The sequence below is a fragment of the Novosphingobium sp. UBA6272 genome, from assembly GCF_002440635.1.
Classification (GTDB): Bacteria; Pseudomonadota; Alphaproteobacteria; order Sphingomonadales; family Sphingomonadaceae; genus Novosphingobium.
This window is the reverse complement of the sequence record NZ_DJUW01000002.1, coordinates 267,531-284,761: the sequence shown is the minus strand read 5'-3', so window position 1 is coordinate 284,761 and position 17,231 is coordinate 267,531. Positions and strand designations below refer to the sequence as shown.

Sequence of the window (17,231 nt, the reverse complement as noted above, 5' to 3'; positions counted from 1 at the left end):
GGGCCCCTTTCGCGACCGGCCTAGCACCGCGCCATGGCCGGATTCAACCGACACCGCGCCACCAGACCAGGAATTCGGCAGCCATCGCGGTCAGCTGCACTTCGAAGGCCTCGGAGATCGACTGCGGGCCCCGTGCGCCGACCTGCTGCAACGCCTGTTCGAGCCAGACGAGGTCGATCCAGTCCTCTGCCCCGGCCTTGCGGAAGACAGACAATCGTTCCAGCGCCGCGGGCGCCTGGCTCCGGATCCGCGTCATGTAATCGGGCGAGAAGGCTCCGGTGGTCCGGCGCAAACGGATTGCTTCGGGCAGCTGCCCGGCCATCATCGCCCGGGCCGGCGCGCGGTTGAGACCGTCGTGGACAAGGAACTGCGCAGGGAACCCGGCGAACAAAGCCAGCAGACGAGGATCGCGATAGGGCACCTCGCCGCGCAGACCCAGGTTTAGCAAAGTCGGCGGTTCCCAGATCTTGCGGAATCCCGGCATCCATCCCCAGGCCTCGCCGGGCCGGCGCTCGGCCAGCGGCAAGTGGTGTTGGCGGGCCAGTTCGGACGCTTCCGGGTCCAACTGCGCCGCACGGTGCGGAGCCAGCCGGGCATGATAAAGCGAGCCGAGCGTTGGATCGCCGCCACGGCCCAGCAGCCGCTTGGCCATTTGCCGCAAGCGATAGCGCGGGCCGAGCAGCGGCGCGTAACTGGTTAGCGTGTATTCTCCGGCGGCCCCGTCGAACAGGGTTGCCACGCCGCGATCGCGCGCCGCCGCACACAACGCACGGTAGAGGTAATGCCGGGGTGAAAGCGTAGGCCCACCGGCCACCGCATAGGCGTCGATTTCAGGCCGATAGACCGAGGTCGTCAGGTCAGGCACCACCGGGGCATGGTTCAGATTCAGCCGATCGGCCACTGCCGCCGCCTCGGCCCGCTCATCGATCAAGTCTCCGTGCTGCGGCGCGACCGACGTAAAGGCGGTCAACCCACTTCCACCGCCCGCAACGTGGCTGACCAGCGCCGCCAGGGTCGAGGAATCGAGTCCGCCGCTCAGCAGCAGCCCCGGTTTGCCGGCCACGGCTAGCCGATCGGTCAGGATCCGGTGCAGCAATTCCCGCGCCGCCTCAACCGCATCGTCAAAGCTGCCACGCCATGATTCGACCGCGGGGAGCGCGGCACGAAAGCTCTGGTCGCCGCCAGGGGTCAGAACCAGCATTTCTCCGGGCTCAAGCCGGCATACTCCCGGAACAACCGTTCGCCGCGACGCGGCCGTACGCAGCGGGCTGCGGCCGAATGCGGCGGCGAAGCCCAGCGGATCGATCTCGCGCCCGATCCAGTCCAGTTCGGCGATTCGCTCAAGATCACCGCTGACGACGATGCGATCTCCGCGCCGGGCATAAAATAACCAGTCACGACGAACCCGGGATTGGACAAGGATGAGGCGACCCGGCTGCCAATCAAGCAGCAGCCATTCCCCATCGACCTTTTCGGAGAGTGCGGCGCCATGGCGATCAAGCAAGGCCCGCATCGTATCAGCGGGATTGGCCAGGTCGTTGGTATCAACACGCGAGAGTTCACTGCCGGCTGGCCAGCCGAGCAGAAACGTTTGGCGATTGGGCAGGATCGCGGAACAGGCCAGCGATTGCAGGGTCTGATCGACTGCTTGCCCGGAAAAACCGGCTGAAACCTCGCGCAGGCCAAGCGCGGCAAGATCCCCTTCGGGCAGTTTGCCACCGCCCAGATCGCAAAGAGCCGTGATTCCGCTCATGCACTCAACTGTCGATATTGGGCGCAGCGGAGTGGATTCAATGCCCTCTGCCGATCACGCGAAAAGGCCCCCGCACCTTGCGGTGCGCGGGCCTCGATCCGCAATCGCCGCAACAATCAGGAGCGGGTGCAATCCGGGAACGGAGAGCCGTCAGCCCCGTTGTTGGGGAAAGTATGGGTTTCGTCGATTTCCAGCGTCGAAACTTCCGGTTCGATCCAAGCCGCCAGCTTTGCTTCAATAGTGTTGGTCATGGTCAGTCTCACCTTTTTAGAGTGGCGCGCCGAAGGCTTGGCGCCGAAAATCATCAAAAACAGCGACCCATCGAGGAGATGGCTATTGGAAGAACGACAACATTGCAAGCGCTGCCGAGCAACAAATCACGCTGAACGCTTGCCCTGCTCGCGGCGATGGCGCATGGCAAATCGCACCAAACTGGCTGCAATCCAAGGGCAAGGGGCATAGCCGTGTCGGCACAATTCGATCTCAAGGTGGAATCCGCCAAGCGACTCAATGCCCGGCAGGAAGTGCTGCTGGCCCGCGAGGCACTGGCCCGAAACCCCGACAGCGCTTTGATGCGCGCCCGCCTGGCCGGCTTGCTAAACCTGTCCGATTCGTTTGAAGCTGTCATCGAACTGCTGGAACCAGCCAGGGATCGCAGCTTCGGTGAAACCATGGTGCTGCTGTTTGCCTACCTGTCGGTCGAGACCGACGAGGGCAACCGCAAGGTCTTGCACCTTGCTGCCGAAATGGTCGAACAGGCTGAGAGCGATGCGGCACGGGCTGCGGCCTTGGCGGAAATGGGCAAGGCTCAGGTCAGGCTGGGCATGGCCGAAGCAGAATCGAACCTGGTCCGCGCGCTGGCGCTCGATCCGCATAACAAGAACGCCTGCAAGCGTCTCGCAGCACTGCTGCTGGGCCAGGGCGAGGCGCAGCGGGTGGTCGATTTCACCGGCAATCTGATCGCGCAGGGCGCCGGCCACTCGCGCCTGTTCGCCGCCCGGGTGATGGGTCTGGCCTTGACCGGGCGGATGGATGAAGCCCGCGCGCTTGATGGATTGTCCCAGCTTTGCCACCGGGCGATGCTGCCCCTGCCCGAAGGCTTTGCCAGCCTGGCCGATTTCAACCGCGAGCTGGCCAGCCAACTGCTGAACCATCCCGAACTGCGCTACGAACGCTATGGCACCGCTTCCGAGCTGACCTGGCGGATCGATTCGCCGCAAAGCGTCCACGCCCCGCTGGTCGGCGTGCTGCTGGCCAAACTGCGCGAGGTGATTGCTTCACACGTCGATAGCCTCGCCGGGATCGACCATCCATGGCTGCGGATCCGCCCCGATGCCGGCAAGCTCCATTGCTGGAGCGTGATCACCGACGATGACGGATACGAAACCTGGCACGTCCACCAGTTCGGCTGGATGAGCGGCACCTACTATGTCCAAATCCCGGACCAGATCGCCAATGGCAACGGCGAAGGCGGCTGCCTTGCCCATGGTCTTCCGGAAGAGTTGGTTGGGGACGAAATTGCCCGGGCGTTCGGGCAGGATTTCGTGCGACCGCAGGCCGGGATGCTCTCTCTGTTTCCGTCGCATTGTTACCATCGGACGTTCCCGCACTTGCTTAGCGAGCGTCGGATCTGCGTAGCCTTCGATATCTGGCCGGATTGAGCGGGCCCGGGCTTTGGCCCTTGCAAATCCGCCGGGGCCTGGGGTAACCCGCCCGGCACAAGGGGAACGACCGGTATGACTGAATCCAAGTGGCAGCGCGACGACAACTGGGTCGGCTCGCAGATCGAAGACAACTTTGTGATGGTGAACATCGAGACCGGCAAATACGTCTCGCTCAATGCCTCGGCCAGTGCGATCTGGGACGCCATGGAACAGCCGCGCTCGACCGACGAAATCGTCGCCGACCTGCTCGGCAAGTTCGATGTCGACGATGCAACCTGCCGCAACTCGGTGAGCCGCGTGCTTGGAACGATGAGCGAGCTGCAGCTCGCCGCCCAGGTCTGACCGGCGGCCCGGTCAGGGCATCCAGGATGAGCGCATCGGTCCGATCACCGTTCCAGATCAATCGGATGGGAACCGAGATCGTCGCGGACCCGGCTGACTGGCGATCCGGCTTCGATGCCGTCCCGGCCATGGCATTGGAAGAGGCCTTGTCACCCGACTTGCTGGACCTGCTGATGCGGCAGGCCGCGGGGGCAAGCTATATCGACGACGATGTGCGCTACATCGGCACCCGCCAGATCGAATCGCCACAGCGGGTCAGCGGCATGATCAGTCTGATGCTGGGGCACAGAGACCTGTTCGACTGGCTTGAACAGGCAACCGGTTGCGGACCAATCAAGGCGCTGGCCGGGCGAATCGCCCAGACCCGCGCCAACGATCAGGATGAACTGGTTTGGCACGATGACAACGATTCACCAGACCGTTTGCTGGGCGTCGTCATCAACCTGTCGGATCAGCCCTACGAAGGCGGCCTGTTCGAACTGCGCCGCAAGGGCGAAATTGAACCGCTGTTTTCCTATCAACACAGAAGTCCGGGCTCGATCACCCTGTTCGCCGTGCGCCGGGATCTGGAACATCGGGTTTCCCCGGTCACCAGCGGAGGACCGCGCCGGGTCTTCGCCGGCTGGATGATGTCGCGCCCGGAGCAAGGCGTCCGGAGCGTGTTCGGGTGAACGATCCGCTATCACCAGTGCCGACCGCACCCCTCCGTCCGGGGCTTGGCGAAGCACTGGGCGGGTTCCTGCGGATGCCGGCGGCAGACAAGCTGACCCTGGCCCTGGCCTGGCCTTTGCTGGGCCTTTCGGCGCTGCTGGTCCGGGTCATCGCCTTCAGGCATTTTGCCCCGTTGCTGGGCCGTAAGATCGGCCCCGTCGGCTGCGTGCCGCTGGCAAGCGAAGCGCAGGAAGACCGGGCGCGGATCGTGCGGCGGGCGGTGCGGCGAGCCGCGCGAATCTCGCCCTGGCGAAACGATTGCTTGCCTCAGGCACTTGCCGCCACGGTGCTCTGCCGGTTGGCCCGTGTTCCAGTCACGACGCATCTTGGCGTGCGGCTGGGCGGAGCCAAGCCGATGGAGGCTCACGCCTGGACCTGTTCGGGCCGGGTAGCGGTCAGCGGTGGCGAAGGGTTCGGCGAATGGACCCCGGTGCAATGCTTCGCCGCAATGGCGGCCGCGCGCTAAATCGCTGCCAGAGCATCGGCGGCGCGTTCGATTGCGCCCTCTTCCAGACCCAGCGTGAAGATCGGCACCGCAGCGGCGAGCCGGGTGCAATGCGCCAGAACTGCAGCCTCCTGGCCCAGCATGGCCGGGAGCGCAGGGCGATGGCGCAGTTTCAACAATGACTGAACGGCTTCGATCGGCCGAAGACGCGAAGGCCCGGGCGCTCCGCGCGACAGTATCGCCACCGCGTCAAGCACCGTCACCTCGGCCCGCTGCTGTAGCGGCAGAACGGCAAAGCGTAATTCGTCGCCATTGCGCAGGAACTGCCCGCCGCTAAGCCCCGCCGCCAACGCCGGATTGGCGGGGTCCGTCAGCCACAGCGTATCATCCCCGATCAGCCGCCCGCCGCGCTCCAGCAAGGCCCGCGCCAGGGTCGATTTGCCAACGCCCGAAGGCCCGGCAATGGCGATCGCCTTGCCGTCCAGCTCGACCCCGCTGGCGTGGAGCAACAGTCCGCCGCGCTGCCACAACAGCATCGGCAGTCCGCTGGCGACGAGAAACGCCGTCAACACCTCTGTCTCGACTCCCAGCTTGGGCGCGACCTCCAGCCGGCCCGGCCCGGCCAGCAGGAACCGGCCCGCAGCGGGTATGGTCAGTTCGATCTGTTCGCCAAGCTGGCGATAGGGGCCGCGCGGTACGGCCGCATCGGGCAGGGTCGCCGGGCCTTCGGCAATGGTCAGATCGGCAAGGGCAGACGTGGCAACGCCGGCACCCGGCAGAGCGAAGGGGCTGCTCAGGCTGAGGCCATAGACCTCCTGCAGAGCCCTCGCTGGATCAATCCCTGCTGCCATTGCTGCGCCTTGTCCCATTCCCGGCGGTTGATCTCGATCCACCCCGCCTCTACCATCGCCGCGAAACAAAGGCCAATGTGGTCCCGGACCTGACCGTCAGCCCTCCAGTCCAACCTAGAAGCAGAGCCATGCCCGCGCCGATCAATCCTGACCTGCCCCGGCTTGACCGGCTGAAGCTGTGGCTGATCGGCGTCATGCTGGCGCGCCCGGGCGAAGTTCTGGCCGATCCCGGCTTTGCGGCGGAAGACTGGGACATGATCGCCCGGTGCGCGGGCCAGCACCGGCTGCGGCCGCTGCTTTACCACCGCCTGCGCGATAGCTGGGCGGACTGGGCGATGCCCGATGCGCTGCGGGTCAACTGGCACGCGGCCTACAAGCGCGCCGCGCTGCGTGCGCTTGACCGGCAAGCGGTGACGGTCGACGTGACCCGGACGCTCGAAGCTGCCGGGATCGCCGCCGCCGTGCTCAAGGGCGGAGCATTGGCCCGCCATTACGGCAGCGCGGCGCTGCGGCCGATGCGTGATATCGACGTGCTGGTTGCCCCGGCTGAGGCCCAGCAGGCCTTTGCCTTGCTGGTCAAATCAGGACTGGTCGCGCGCGCCGAGGTCAGCGGATCGGTCCATGTCGACTATGCCACGCACAAGCACCTCGAGGCGCTCTGGTGCCCGCGTCGGCGGGTCGCGGTCGAGGTTCACACCGCACTGGTCGACCAGCCGCGCGGCCGGCGTGAGGATGATGTATTGCTGCAGGTCGAGGCCTTGCTGGGCGGGCGGCGCAGCGAAGATGTCGGCGGGCACCCGGTCCCGGTTCTGGGCTGGGCCGAGACGATGCTGCACCTGATCGTCCACGCGGTTTACGATCACCAGCTCAACAATGGCCCGCTGGTGCTGAGCGACTGCGCAGTGCTGGCGACCGATCCCGAGGCCGACTGGGCGCGCTTTTGGGAAATCGCCGACCGGGCCGGACGCGGGGCCGGGGCGCGGCTGGCGTTCGGGATCATCGAAGCCTTTGCCCCGCAACTACCGGCAGCCGCGCTCCCTGGTGGCGAGAACCCGGACCCCGCAACGGTCGAGGGCAGCGCGCTGCTGATGCTGCAGGATACCGGGCAGGCCGATGCGCAGGGCGGATGGGACCGGCTGTTTGCGCTCGGATCATGGCGGCGGCGGCTGAGGCTAGTGCGAGACCGCGCCGCGCTGCGCTCGCGTGCGGCCGAGCATCACCATCACCACGGCGACAGCGGCAATCTTACTTTGGCCTGGCGGATGCTGCGCGCACTGGCTGATCCGGTCCAGCGCCGCGATATCAGCCGCAGCCGTGCCGTGTTCGGCTGGCTGCAGGAACGCTAGATCAAATCGCCGATATCGGCGACGGCCAGACCGTGCCGGGCGATTAGCTCGGCCAGATCATCCAGCCGGGCCATTTCCCCATCATCGCGCATGATCGAGCAGATCACCGCAGCCTCTCCTGCACCCGCGCGGCGGGTCAGTTCGATTGCGGCCTCCAGCGCGGCCGGGCGTTCCTTGACCCCGCCCTCGGCTGCGATCAACGGGAAGACGTGTCCGGGCGAGACCAGGTCGTCCCCGGTCGAGGCCGGATCGCAGGCGACCGCTATCGTGCGCGCCCGGTCGGCCGCAGAGATGCCGGTCGAAACCCCGGTCTTCGCCTCGATCGAGCGGCCGTGCGGGCGGCCGGACTGGCGCTCGCTGCCGGGGTTGATCAGGCTGATCCCCAGCCGCATTGCGTGAGCCGGGGTCAGCGCCAGACAGATCAGTCCGCGGCCGTGGGCGGCCATGAAGTTGATCGTTTCGGCACTGGCATGGCGCGCGGCCAGGGCAAAATCGATATCGCCGTCGCGAAGGCGGTCGCCGGTCAGGACGATCACCTGCCCCGCAGCCAACGCGGCCAGCGCCGGTTCCAGCCCGCCGCTCATGGTCCCTCCTGCGCCCCGGCAAAGGCCCGCGCACCGCGCAAGACTTGCTGCCCGACCAGTTCCAGCTGCATCCGCGCCCGGTCTTCCAGACACTCGCCATCGGGCGAGAATAGCCCGTGATAGGTCCGAATCGTCGCGCCCATCGGCGTCGGCCAGCCGCGCAGCGCATGGACGATCGCGCGCATCGTGATGAGCGTGCTCATCGTCGCCTGATCGCCGTAAGCCGTCGCGATCAGCCCGACCGCGCGCCCGTCTAGATAAGGCCGACTATCCTTCGAAAGATCTTCCAGATAGTCGAGTGCATTCTTGACCAGGCCCGAGATCGTGCCGTGATAGCCCGGCGCGGCGATCAATAGGCCGTCGGCCTTGCGGACCGCCTCGACCAGTTCGCCGCCATCGCCCTTCTGGTGCGCGCCGCTGCCGTAGTGGGCCAGGGTCGAAAGGTATTCCCCGCCGAACACCTGCACTTCGGCCCCGCCCGCTGCGGCGCTGGCGGCGGACAGTCGCAGCGCCTGTTCAGTGGTCGAACCGGGATTGACGGTGCCGCCCAACGCGACGATTCGGATGGTCAAGATTGCACCTCTTTCTGCATGGCCTACAGCGTCAGCGGGCCGTGCTGCAGTTGCGGCAGGACATAACGCGCGAACATGTCGCACTCGTTGACATGGGGATAGCCCGAAAGGATGAAGGCCTCCATCCCCGCGTCCTGGTAGGCCCGCAGCTTGGCGATCACCTGATCGGGCGTACCGACGATTGCCGCGCCGCAGCCCGAGCGCGCCCGGCTGATCCCGGTCCACAGGTTTTCCTCGACAAAGCCGTCGCCATCGGCCGCGCTGCGCAGTTCCTGCTGGCGCTGTACGCCGAAGTTCTTGGCATCGAGCGACTTTTCGCGGATGGCCTTGCCCGCCTCTTCATCCAATTTGGACAGCAGCCGATCGGCATACTGGCGCGCCTCGTCCTCGGTCTCGCGAACGATCACGTGGGCGCGGTAGCCGAACTTGAGGCTGCGGCCCTTGGCCGCCGCGCGGGCCTTCATGTCGGTCACGGTTTCGCGGACCTTGTCCATCGTATCGGGCCACATCAGGTAGACGTCGGCGGCTTCGGCGGCGCATTCGCGGGCTTCATGGCTAAGGCCGCCGAAATAGAATGCCGGGCACTTGCCCGAGATCGTCGTGATCCGGGCCGGATCGAGCTTGAGATTGAAGAATTCGCCCTGGAAATCGAGATGCTCGCCGTTGAGCAGGGTCCGGACGATCTTCATGATCTCGGTGGCGCGGGCATAGCGCGGGCCGCTCTCGATCTTCTCACCCGGCATGTCGGACGAGATGATGTTGACGTTGAGGCGCCCGGCAGTGCCCGCAGCATTGGGGCCGAGGATCCGATCGAGCGTGGCGATCCGGCGCGCCAACTGCGGCGGCCAGTCCTCACCCATGCGGGTCGCCCAGAGCAGCTTGATCCGCTTGACCTGGGTGGCCACCGCAGCGGCGAAGGCGGTCGTATCGAGCCCGAGCTGATAGCCCGAGGGCAGCAGGATATTGTCGAACCCGCCTTCTTCGGCGCGCATCACGATATTGCGGCAGTGCTCCCAGCTGGAGGCCAGGTAGGGATCGGGCACGCCGAGGAACTCGTAATCGTCATCGCACAGCGCGGAAAACCAGGCGATCTCGCATTGTTGGGTCATGGCAAATTCTCCCCGCGGGCGGCGACCAGCACCGCGTACCAATCGGTCCGGTTCCATTGCACCTTCAGCGCCGCCGCGCCCTCCGCGATCCGTTCGGCCTGCTGCGAGCCGATGATTGGAATGATCCCGGCCGGATGCGCCATCAGCCAGGAATAGGCCGCGACGCTGCGCGAAATCCCACGCTGTGTTGCTACCCGGTCAAGCTCGGCTGCCACGGCCTTGTCGCGCTCGCTCTGCGGAGCGACGAGCCGCCCGCCGCCAAGCGGCGACCAGGCCAAGGGGGTCAGATCCAGCAGCATCGCCTGATCCAGCTCGCCGTTCTCGAAGCAGGTAATCCTAAGCGGGCTAATCTCGGGCTGGGTCGCCACCAGTTTGTGGCCAAGGAAATGGTTGAGCGCCGCGATCTGGGGCATGGTGAAGTTAGAGACCCCGATGGTGCGGATCTTGCCGGCGGCCACGGCATCATCGAGCACCCGCGCCACTTCCTGCGGATGCGCAAGGATATCGGGGCGGTGGATCTGGTAGAGATCGATGCAATCGGTCCGCATCCGCGCCAGCGACTTGTCGAGCGCGGCCGAGAGATAGCCGGCGCTCTGGTCGTAGGGCAGCGGCGGCATGATCCCGCCCTTGCTGGCCAGAACCATCCGCGCGCGCAGGGCCGGCTCGGCGGCCAGCACCTCGCCCAGCAGTGCTTCGGCATCGCCGAACCCGCCGCTGCCATCGAAGCCATAGATATCCGCGGTATCGAGGAAATTGATCCCGGCATCGAGCGCAGCATGGACCAGCCGCGCCGCTTCGGCGGCGGTGCGGCCACCTTCGGCCAAGCGCCACATCCCCCAGGCAATCGAGGAAACTTTGATACCGCTCGCACCGAGTGTGCGGGTGGCAGGCGGCAGGGGCAATTCGCTCATGGTGTTTTCCTGGCTGGCGGCGCGACCGAAGCGCGCTCGACAAGGGTATGGGGCAGGCGGCGATGGGTAATATCGCCCCCGGCGATGAGAATTTCGGCGGCAGTCCGGGCCAGTTCGGCCATCGGCTGGTGGATCGTGGTCAGCGGCGGCCAGACCGTGCGGGCTAGAGTGGTATCGTCGAATCCGGCGACCGAGAGCTCACCCGGCAGGTCGAGATTGCGATCATGCGCAACCGCCAGCACCCCGGCAGCCATGTCATCGTTCGCAGCGAAGATCGCTGTCGGCCGGTCGGGCTGGTCGAGCAGGTAGTTGGCCGCGCGCACGCCGCTTTCAAAGTCGAACTCGCCATCGCAGACCAGACCTGGCTCGTACGAAATCCCGGCCCGGTCGAGCGCCCGGCGATAGCCGAACAGCCGGTCGTCCGAAGCCATGTGGTTGGGATGGCCCTTGATGAACCCGATCCGGCGGTGGCCGAAGTTGATCAGGTGAGTGGTCATGTCGTCGGCCGCCTGGGCATCATCCATGAAGACCGAGCTGGTCAGGGCATGGTTGGTACCGGGCGAGATCCGCACGAACGGGATGTCCATCGCCTCGAGCGCGCGCAGCACTGGGTCGCAATCGGTCACCGGGCTCGACAGGATGATCCCGTCGACATGGGTTTCGGTGACCAGCCCGCGGACCTGGTCGCCAACCCGGGGATCGGCCACATCGACCGGCTGGGCCAGCAGGCGGATGCCCATTTGCTTGCAGTATTCCCAGCAGCCGGTCTGAATCTGGAACATGTAGTAGGGGCTGTGGTTGTCATAGATCAGCGCGACCTGGTTGCTCTTGGCCCCGGACAGGATCCGGGCGGCGACCGAAGGGCGGAAATCGAGCGCGCGCATTGCCTCTTCGACCCGCGCCTTGGTATCGGCGCTGACATAGGGGTGGCCGTTGAGCACCCGGCTGACGGTCTTGACCGCCACGCCCGCGCGGGCGGCGACATCGCGGATGTTGGACCTTTCACTCATCCTTCCAGCACCTCCGGCAGCTTCGCGAACAGCGCGGCATAGGCGCTGTTCGGACGGTAGAACACCGGTGGGCACCCGATCGGGGCGGGGACCGTGTGCAGGCCGGGAGCATAATCCTCCCCGCTCCAGCAATGCCGCCAGGGTCCTTCGCCGGGAAGGATCACCTCGCGCGCCACGGCTCCTTGCTCGATCACCGGTGCCACCAGCAGATCACCGCCGTAAAGGTATTGGTCCTGCACCGCAAAGTGCGTGGTTTCATCGGGATGATGGAGGAACAGCGGGCGCTGGACGGGCAAGCCAAGATCCTGCGCCTCGTCGCACAGCTGGCGAACATAGGGTGCCAGATGCGCATGGACCCGGCTCCAGCGGGCGAAGCAGGACAGCAGTTCGGCGGAGCTGTCGTACTGCAGGTTATCGTCCGGGCGATTGCCTTCGTGGCTGCGCATGACCGGGGCAAAGGCCGCCAGTTCGCACCAGCGCTGCATCAGTTCAACGGTGCGGACATTGCCGTGGAGCGAAGTATAGCCGCCGCAGTCGGAATGGCTGTAGGCATTGCCGACCAGCCCGGCTGAGAGCGCAGCGGTGATCACCGTGCCGATCCCGTCGTGCCGGGTGAAATCGACCGACTGGTCGCCGGCCCAGAGCAGCGGGCAATGCGCCTGAACCCCGGAAAAGCCGGCGCGCATGAAGAATACCGCCTCGCCGGTCTTGCCGCGGCTTTCCACCGCGCGGGCGTTGACCTCAGCCCACAGCACCGGCCAGCGGTTGTGCGCCTCCATCGGGTCCGAGCCATCGGCCAGCCGCACGTCGGTTGGCAGGTATTCGCCGAAGTCCGCCATCCACCCGGCGATACCGATGTCGAGCATTTCGCGGCCCAGCACCTTCTCTGCGAACCAGGCGCGGGTTTCCTCGCGGGTGAAATCGAGCACCCCGCAATCGAACTCGCCGAAATCGACCAGATAGACCGCGTCGCTATCCTGCCGCAGGCAGAAATGTCCGCCTTCGCGCGCTTCCTCGTAGAGGATCCCGTCGACCGCCAGATAGGGGTTGGCATAGGCGAGGAAGCGGATGCCCCGCGCGGCCAGCCCGGCGATCCGCTGCGGCAGATCGGGAAAGCGCTGATTGTCACGCCGCCAATCCCAGAACAGGCGTCGGCCAAAGCTGGTCTCGCGGATCCCGGCCCAGTCCTCGCACCACAGGCCGGACACGGCTGTCCCGGCCGCGATGAAGCGCTCAAGCCGCTCGAAACTGCGCGCGCCGTCCTTCAGCCCGACGATCGCGCCGCCGATCGCCCAGTCCGGCAAGGGCGGCTGGCGACCGAAGCGCGCTGAGAGCTGGCCAACCAAATCCTGCGGGCCGTCACCCGCGAACAGCTCGAACGTGGCTGCGCCGGACCAGACTTCGACCCTGTGAACGGCGGGATCGGTGAAATCGAGCACCGAATAGGCTTCTGCCGTGCAATGCACTGCCAGCCAGCGCGAGGTCAGAAAGGTCGGCTGCGGGTAATTGGTGTTCCAGTAATCGCCCCCGGCCATGCCCTGCGCGTCCAGCAGCCGGGTCAGCTCGGTCGACTTGTCACGCCCGACGCCGGGCTCGCTGGTCCAGATCGGAAAGGCCCGGCCATTCAGCGCCAGGTAGCTCATCTGCTCCCCGCCGCCCCAGACTGTTTCGTCCGGTTCCACATGGAAGTTCAGATATATCCGGTCAAAGCCGCCGCGCAGCAACTCTATCGCAAGCGCATCGCCAGCGAAGCGGAGCCTTGCCGCCGGGACCCCACCTTCCGACAGGACCACCGCCTCGCCTTCAAGCGACCAGTCCAGCGGCACCATCCGATCACCTGGCGCATCCTCGATCCGGAAGTTGCCCCGCACCATTTCGATCGCCGGATTCCCTCGAGCCATGGCAAGCACTGGAGAATCGGGGCGGTGCGACAGGACCAGCCGACCCGCGAAATGCAGGTCGAATCCCGATTCGGTCGCGCTGAAACCCGTCTCCACGCCCTAGAGCATCCTTGTGTCGCGGCTGTGTGGCAGGTCTGCCACGGTCCGCGCCTGTTCTGTATGACACCGCTTGACATATCGAGCCATTGTCCGCAATTCAAGCGCACAAGTGGCAGGGAGCGGATCATGTGGATTCGGGCCCGAGCCTCGGTTCGCAGCAACCACGGCCGGTCCTTTCGGCCTGGGAGAGAGGAAGGAAACCCATGAAAGCCATGCTTCGTGCATCTGCCGCCGTGCTGGCCCTGTCGGCCTTTGCAGCCCCGGCTTATGCCCAGGACGCCGCCGCCGCAGAAGAAGACCAGGCGCCCGGCGAAATCGTCGTGACCGCGCAAAAGCGCTCTGAAAGCCTGCAGTCGGTCCCGCTCGCGGTATCGGTGCTGAGCGGCGAAGACCTGGCCGATGCCAGCCGCCCCAGCATCGAAAGCGCCAGCCAGATGGTGCCTTCGCTCAATTTCCTGAAGTCGGGCACCACGCTCAACCAGACGATCTTCCTGCGCGGGGTCGGTACCGCCACCTTCTCGATCGCCGGTGAACCTTCGGTCTCGACCGTTGTCGACGGCGTGGTCTACGCCCGTTCGGGCGAGGCCTTCTCCGACATGGTCGACGTCGCCCAGATCGAAGTGCTGCGCGGCCCCCAGGGTACGCTGTTCGGCAAGAACGCATCGGCCGGGGTGATCAACATCACCACCCAGATGCCCAAGTTCGAATTTGGCGGCAGCTTTGAAGCGAGCTATTTCGACCGCAACGAATTCCGCCTGAAGGGCGCGGTCAACCTTCCGCTGGGCCAGGACCTGGCGGCGCGGCTGACGGGTTTCTACGGCGAATATGATGGTAACATCCGCAATGTTACCACCAACGAATGGGTCAACGGCTACAAGCACTACGGGGTGCGCGGCCAGCTGCTGTTCGAACCGAGCGACAACCTGCGTGTCTATCTCGCCGCCGACTATTACAAGAACGACGACGATTGCTGCGCCGATATCATCGCCACCGGTCCGCTGACCGGTACTGGCGCGCCGAGCACCAGCCTGGCCTTCGGGGTCCTGCCGAACCAAGAAGGGGCCAACACCCGCGCCGTCGCCCAGAACCTGGTCACCGCGACCAAGGAAGAGGGCTGGGGCGTTTCGGGCCAGATCGACCTGGGTCTGGGTAGCCACACCGTGACCTCGATCACCGCCTATCGCGGCTGGGACAACACCGAAATCCGCGACGGTGACTGGCTGCCTATGGCCTATGTCGGCTTTGCCCAGTTGCACGACAACGGCCCGCAAAGTTCCAACACCTTCAGCCAGGAACTGCGCCTGACCTCGCCGGCCGACCAAACCCTGTCCTATGTTGTCGGGCTCTATTATTCGCGCGCCGAGAGCGAGCGGACCTTCACCCGCAATGTCACCCAGTGCACGGCAGCGGTTGGCGCGCCCACTGGCGTGCTGATCCCCTGCGGCTCGGTCAATGCAAACGCCTCGACCACTCCCAATGGCAGCGCGACCTTCGGCTCGGTCTTCAACAACTTTGCGGCCTTCACCCAAGCCACCTTGAAGATCGGCGACAAGGCCCGCCTGATCGGCGGTCTGCGCTACACCAACGACAAACTGTCGGTCTTCCACGGCCGCGTCTCGCCGCTGACCGGTCCGGGGATCCAGCCCAATTTCGACCAGGGCGTCTATAATGAATACGTTCGCCTGGTCGGCCTCGGCACTTCACCGACCACCGCCGCAACCGCAGCGGTCGCACTGTCGAACGGCGTGCCGTTCCGGACCAAGACCAGCAACGACAACGTCTCAGGCAAGGTCGCGCTGCAGTATGACTTCAGCGAAGACGTGATGGGCTATGTCTCATACGCTCGTGGCTACAAGGGTCCGGCCTACAACGTCTTCTTCAACCTGACCTCGACCGGCACCAATGTGATCGAGCCGGAAACCTCGAACTCGTTCGAGGTCGGCCTGAAGAACACCTTCCTTGATGGGAAGATGACCTTCAACATCGCTGCTTTCTACTCCAAGTACAGCAACTTCCAGGCCAACAACCCCGACCTCGTTGCCGGGGTGGTGGTGACCCGCTTTACCAACGCCGGATCGATCTCGACCTCTGGGATCGAAATGGATCTGAACTATCGCCCTGGCCGAAACACCACGATCACGGCCGGACTGGCGATCACCGATGCCCATGTTGTCGCGTTCAATGCGGCGCCGGGCGCAGCGCCGACCGCGATCATCCCGGCCGGCACCAAGCTGGGCTATGCCCCGACCGTCAAGGGCTCGATGAGCTTCGAACAGCGCTTCGAAACCGGCACCTTTGCCGATGTCGTCTTCGGAGCAAGCATGAACGCCCAATCGAAGCAGCTCTCGCTGTTCGCACCCGACGCGGTGCAGCGCCAGTTCGGTACGATCCCGGGCTATGCGCTGGTCAATGCCTCGCTCTCACTGGTCGATCCCGATGACGCCTGGAAGCTGAGCTTCATCGTTCGCAACGTGTTCGATTCGAGCTATGCTGCGGCGATCATCAACGGCGGGGTCAGCGGTTCCTATCGCTACCAGATCCCGCGCGATGCGGACCGTTACTGGGGCGTGAGCGCGCGGATCAACTTCTGATCCGCTTGACCACGATGAAATGAATCAGGGCCTTCGTCGGTGACGGAGGCCCTGAACGTTTGAGCCGGGTGAGGAGAGAGCGATGCACAAGATCAATACCCGCCTGAGCTGGGCGCTGTTCATCCTGCTTTGCCTGGCCGGAATCTTCAACGCGATGGACCGGCCGATCATCGCGATCCTCAAACCCGACATGTCGGCCGATTTCGGCTGGGATGACAAGGATTTCGGGGACCTTGGCTTTTACACCCAGATGGCCGCGGCATTCTCGTTCCTGTTCACCGGCTGGCTGGTTGACCGGCTCGGTGTGCGTCGATCGATGATCGGAGGGGTTTCTGCGTGGAGCCTGGCGGCGATGGCACATGGCTGGGCGCTGACCACCTGGCATGTCGTCGCGGCACGCGTCGGGCTCGGGGCGACCGAAGCGGTCCAGACCCCGCTCACCATCAAGACCGTAGCCACGCTGTTTGAGCCCGACCAGCGATCGTTCGCCTTCGGGGTCGGCACGGCGATCGCCAGCGTCGGGACGATATCCCTGCCGTTCTTCATCCCCTTTCTGGCCCTCACCTTTGGCTGGCGCGGCGCGCTGATCTTTGGCGGGGTGGCGGGGTTCGTCACGCTCGCTGCCTGGCTGGTCCTGGCGCGCGGGATCCGGTTTGACGATGCCGCCGAAGACGAAACGCTGGACTACAACGACGATGCCGCGCCCTATGGCCCGATCCTGCGCGAAAGCCGGACCTGGGCGATCTGCGTCGCCAAGGCGATTTCGGATGCAACCTGGTGGTTCATCAACTTCTGGCTCGCCGATTTTTACCGCAAGACCTATGAGCTGACCACCGCGGAGCTTGCCGTCCCGCTGGGCATTGCCTTTGCCGGATCGGCGCTTGGCGCATTGGCAGCGGGATGGATCTCAACCCGCCTGCTGGAACTTGGCTGGTCGGTCAACCGGGTCCGCAAGACGGTGATGCTGGTCTCGGCGCTGGTGGTCACGCCGCTGCCGTTTATCACCCAGCTCAATTCGTTCTGGCCGGTGGCGATCATGATGGGCGTGGTCATGGCCGGGCATCAGGGCTTCTCGCTCTCGATCTTTGCCACGATCACCGATGTGGTTCCCCGCGCCAAGGTTGGCCGGGTGACCGCATTTGGCGCCTTCATGGGCAATATGGGCGGAGCCGGCATCGTCAAGCTGACCGGAATCCTGCTGGTCGGCGGCTATGGCTATATGCCGCTGTTCATCTTCGCCGCCGCTTCCTATCTGCTCGCGCTGGCCTGGCTGCACCTGATGCTGCCGACGATCCGCCGCTCCGGTGAGCTTGCTGCAGTTTGAACCTACATTGTGCCCGTT

Annotated in this window: 16 protein-coding genes; 7 read left to right on the top strand and 9 right to left on the bottom strand. The window is 65.2% G+C overall.

Features of this window, described 5'->3' with window-relative positions; genetic code table 11:
* Positions 1–43 precede the first annotated feature (43 nt).
* Together B2V17_RS02095 and B2V17_RS02090 are read right to left on the bottom strand one after the other, a co-directional pair.
* Positions 44–1,753: an asparagine synthase-related protein gene (locus B2V17_RS02095; RefSeq protein ID WP_292994640.1), complete on the bottom strand. Its 1,710-nt coding sequence runs from the start codon at positions 1,751–1,753 to the stop codon at positions 44–46.
* 116 nt (positions 1,754–1,869) lie between these two features.
* On the bottom strand, positions 1,870–2,004 hold the full coding sequence (locus B2V17_RS02090) for a hypothetical protein (protein ID WP_292994638.1): 135 nt from the start codon (positions 2,002–2,004) through the stop codon (positions 1,870–1,872).
* Positions 2,005–2,217: 213 nt separating this feature from the next.
* Here B2V17_RS02090 and B2V17_RS02085 point away from each other — a divergent pair, with 213 nt between their 5' ends.
* The 4 genes from B2V17_RS02085 (at position 2,218) to B2V17_RS02070 (ending at position 4,936) form a co-directional block, all read left to right on the top strand.
* Complete coding sequence (locus B2V17_RS02085; RefSeq protein ID WP_292994636.1) at positions 2,218–3,414, top strand: putative 2OG-Fe(II) oxygenase; 1,197 nt, start codon at positions 2,218–2,220, stop codon at positions 3,412–3,414.
* 75 nt (positions 3,415–3,489) lie between these two features.
* Positions 3,490–3,759: a PqqD family protein gene (locus B2V17_RS02080; protein ID WP_292994634.1), complete on the top strand. Its 270-nt coding sequence runs from the start codon at positions 3,490–3,492 to the stop codon at positions 3,757–3,759.
* 26 nt (positions 3,760–3,785) lie between these two features.
* A complete protein-coding gene (locus tag B2V17_RS02075) occupies positions 3,786–4,430 on the top strand; it encodes a 2OG-Fe(II) oxygenase (RefSeq protein ID WP_292994632.1) in 645 nt (214 codons plus the stop codon).
* On the top strand, positions 4,427–4,936 hold the full coding sequence (locus B2V17_RS02070; protein WP_292994630.1) for a lasso peptide biosynthesis B2 protein: 510 nt from the start codon (positions 4,427–4,429) through the stop codon (positions 4,934–4,936). The genes B2V17_RS02075 and B2V17_RS02070 overlap by 4 nt, the downstream gene beginning before the upstream one ends.
* Here the strand turns inward: B2V17_RS02070 and B2V17_RS02065 are convergent.
* Complete coding sequence (locus tag B2V17_RS02065; RefSeq protein ID WP_292994628.1) at positions 4,933–5,766, bottom strand: hypothetical protein; 834 nt, start codon at positions 5,764–5,766, stop codon at positions 4,933–4,935. The genes B2V17_RS02070 and B2V17_RS02065 overlap by 4 nt on opposite strands.
* Before the next feature lie 128 nt (positions 5,767–5,894).
* Here B2V17_RS02065 and B2V17_RS02060 point away from each other — a divergent pair, with 128 nt between their 5' ends.
* On the top strand, positions 5,895–7,112 hold the full coding sequence (locus B2V17_RS02060; RefSeq protein ID WP_292994626.1) for a nucleotidyltransferase domain-containing protein: 1,218 nt from the start codon (positions 5,895–5,897) through the stop codon (positions 7,110–7,112).
* Here the strand turns inward: B2V17_RS02060 and B2V17_RS02055 are convergent.
* Genes B2V17_RS02055 through B2V17_RS02030 form a run of 6 tightly spaced genes read right to left on the bottom strand, consistent with a single transcriptional unit; the run spans position 7,109 to position 13,295 of the window.
* On the bottom strand, positions 7,109–7,696 hold the full coding sequence (locus tag B2V17_RS02055; RefSeq protein ID WP_292994624.1) for a 3,4-dihydroxy-2-butanone-4-phosphate synthase: 588 nt from the start codon (positions 7,694–7,696) through the stop codon (positions 7,109–7,111). The two genes, B2V17_RS02060 and B2V17_RS02055, sit on opposite strands and share 4 nt — an antisense overlap.
* Entirely contained in the window at positions 7,693–8,268 is a 576-nt protein-coding gene (locus tag B2V17_RS02050) for an NADPH-dependent FMN reductase (protein ID WP_292994622.1), read from the bottom strand. The genes B2V17_RS02055 and B2V17_RS02050 overlap by 4 nt, the downstream gene beginning before the upstream one ends.
* A gap of 23 nt (positions 8,269–8,291) precedes the next feature.
* Complete coding sequence (locus B2V17_RS02045; RefSeq protein ID WP_292994620.1) at positions 8,292–9,377, bottom strand: LLM class flavin-dependent oxidoreductase; 1,086 nt, start codon at positions 9,375–9,377, stop codon at positions 8,292–8,294.
* On the bottom strand, positions 9,374–10,288 hold the full coding sequence (locus B2V17_RS02040; RefSeq protein ID WP_292994618.1) for an aldo/keto reductase: 915 nt from the start codon (positions 10,286–10,288) through the stop codon (positions 9,374–9,376). Before B2V17_RS02040 ends, B2V17_RS02045 begins: the two co-directional genes overlap by 4 nt.
* Positions 10,285–11,298, bottom strand: a complete 1,014-nt coding sequence (locus B2V17_RS02035) for a LacI family DNA-binding transcriptional regulator (protein WP_292994616.1) — start codon at positions 11,296–11,298, stop codon at positions 10,285–10,287. Before B2V17_RS02035 ends, B2V17_RS02040 begins: the two co-directional genes overlap by 4 nt.
* Positions 11,295–13,295: an alpha-glucosidase gene (locus B2V17_RS02030; RefSeq protein WP_292994614.1), complete on the bottom strand. Its 2,001-nt coding sequence runs from the start codon at positions 13,293–13,295 to the stop codon at positions 11,295–11,297. Before B2V17_RS02030 ends, B2V17_RS02035 begins: the two co-directional genes overlap by 4 nt.
* Before the next feature lie 206 nt (positions 13,296–13,501).
* Between B2V17_RS02030 and B2V17_RS02025 the strand changes: the two genes are divergently transcribed.
* Together B2V17_RS02025 and B2V17_RS02020 are read left to right on the top strand one after the other, a co-directional pair.
* Entirely contained in the window at positions 13,502–15,889 is a 2,388-nt protein-coding gene (locus B2V17_RS02025; RefSeq protein ID WP_292994612.1) for a TonB-dependent receptor, read from the top strand.
* A gap of 82 nt (positions 15,890–15,971) precedes the next feature.
* A complete protein-coding gene (locus tag B2V17_RS02020; protein ID WP_292994610.1) occupies positions 15,972–17,213 on the top strand; it encodes an MFS transporter in 1,242 nt (413 codons plus the stop codon).
* Positions 17,214–17,231: the final 18 nt, after the last annotated feature.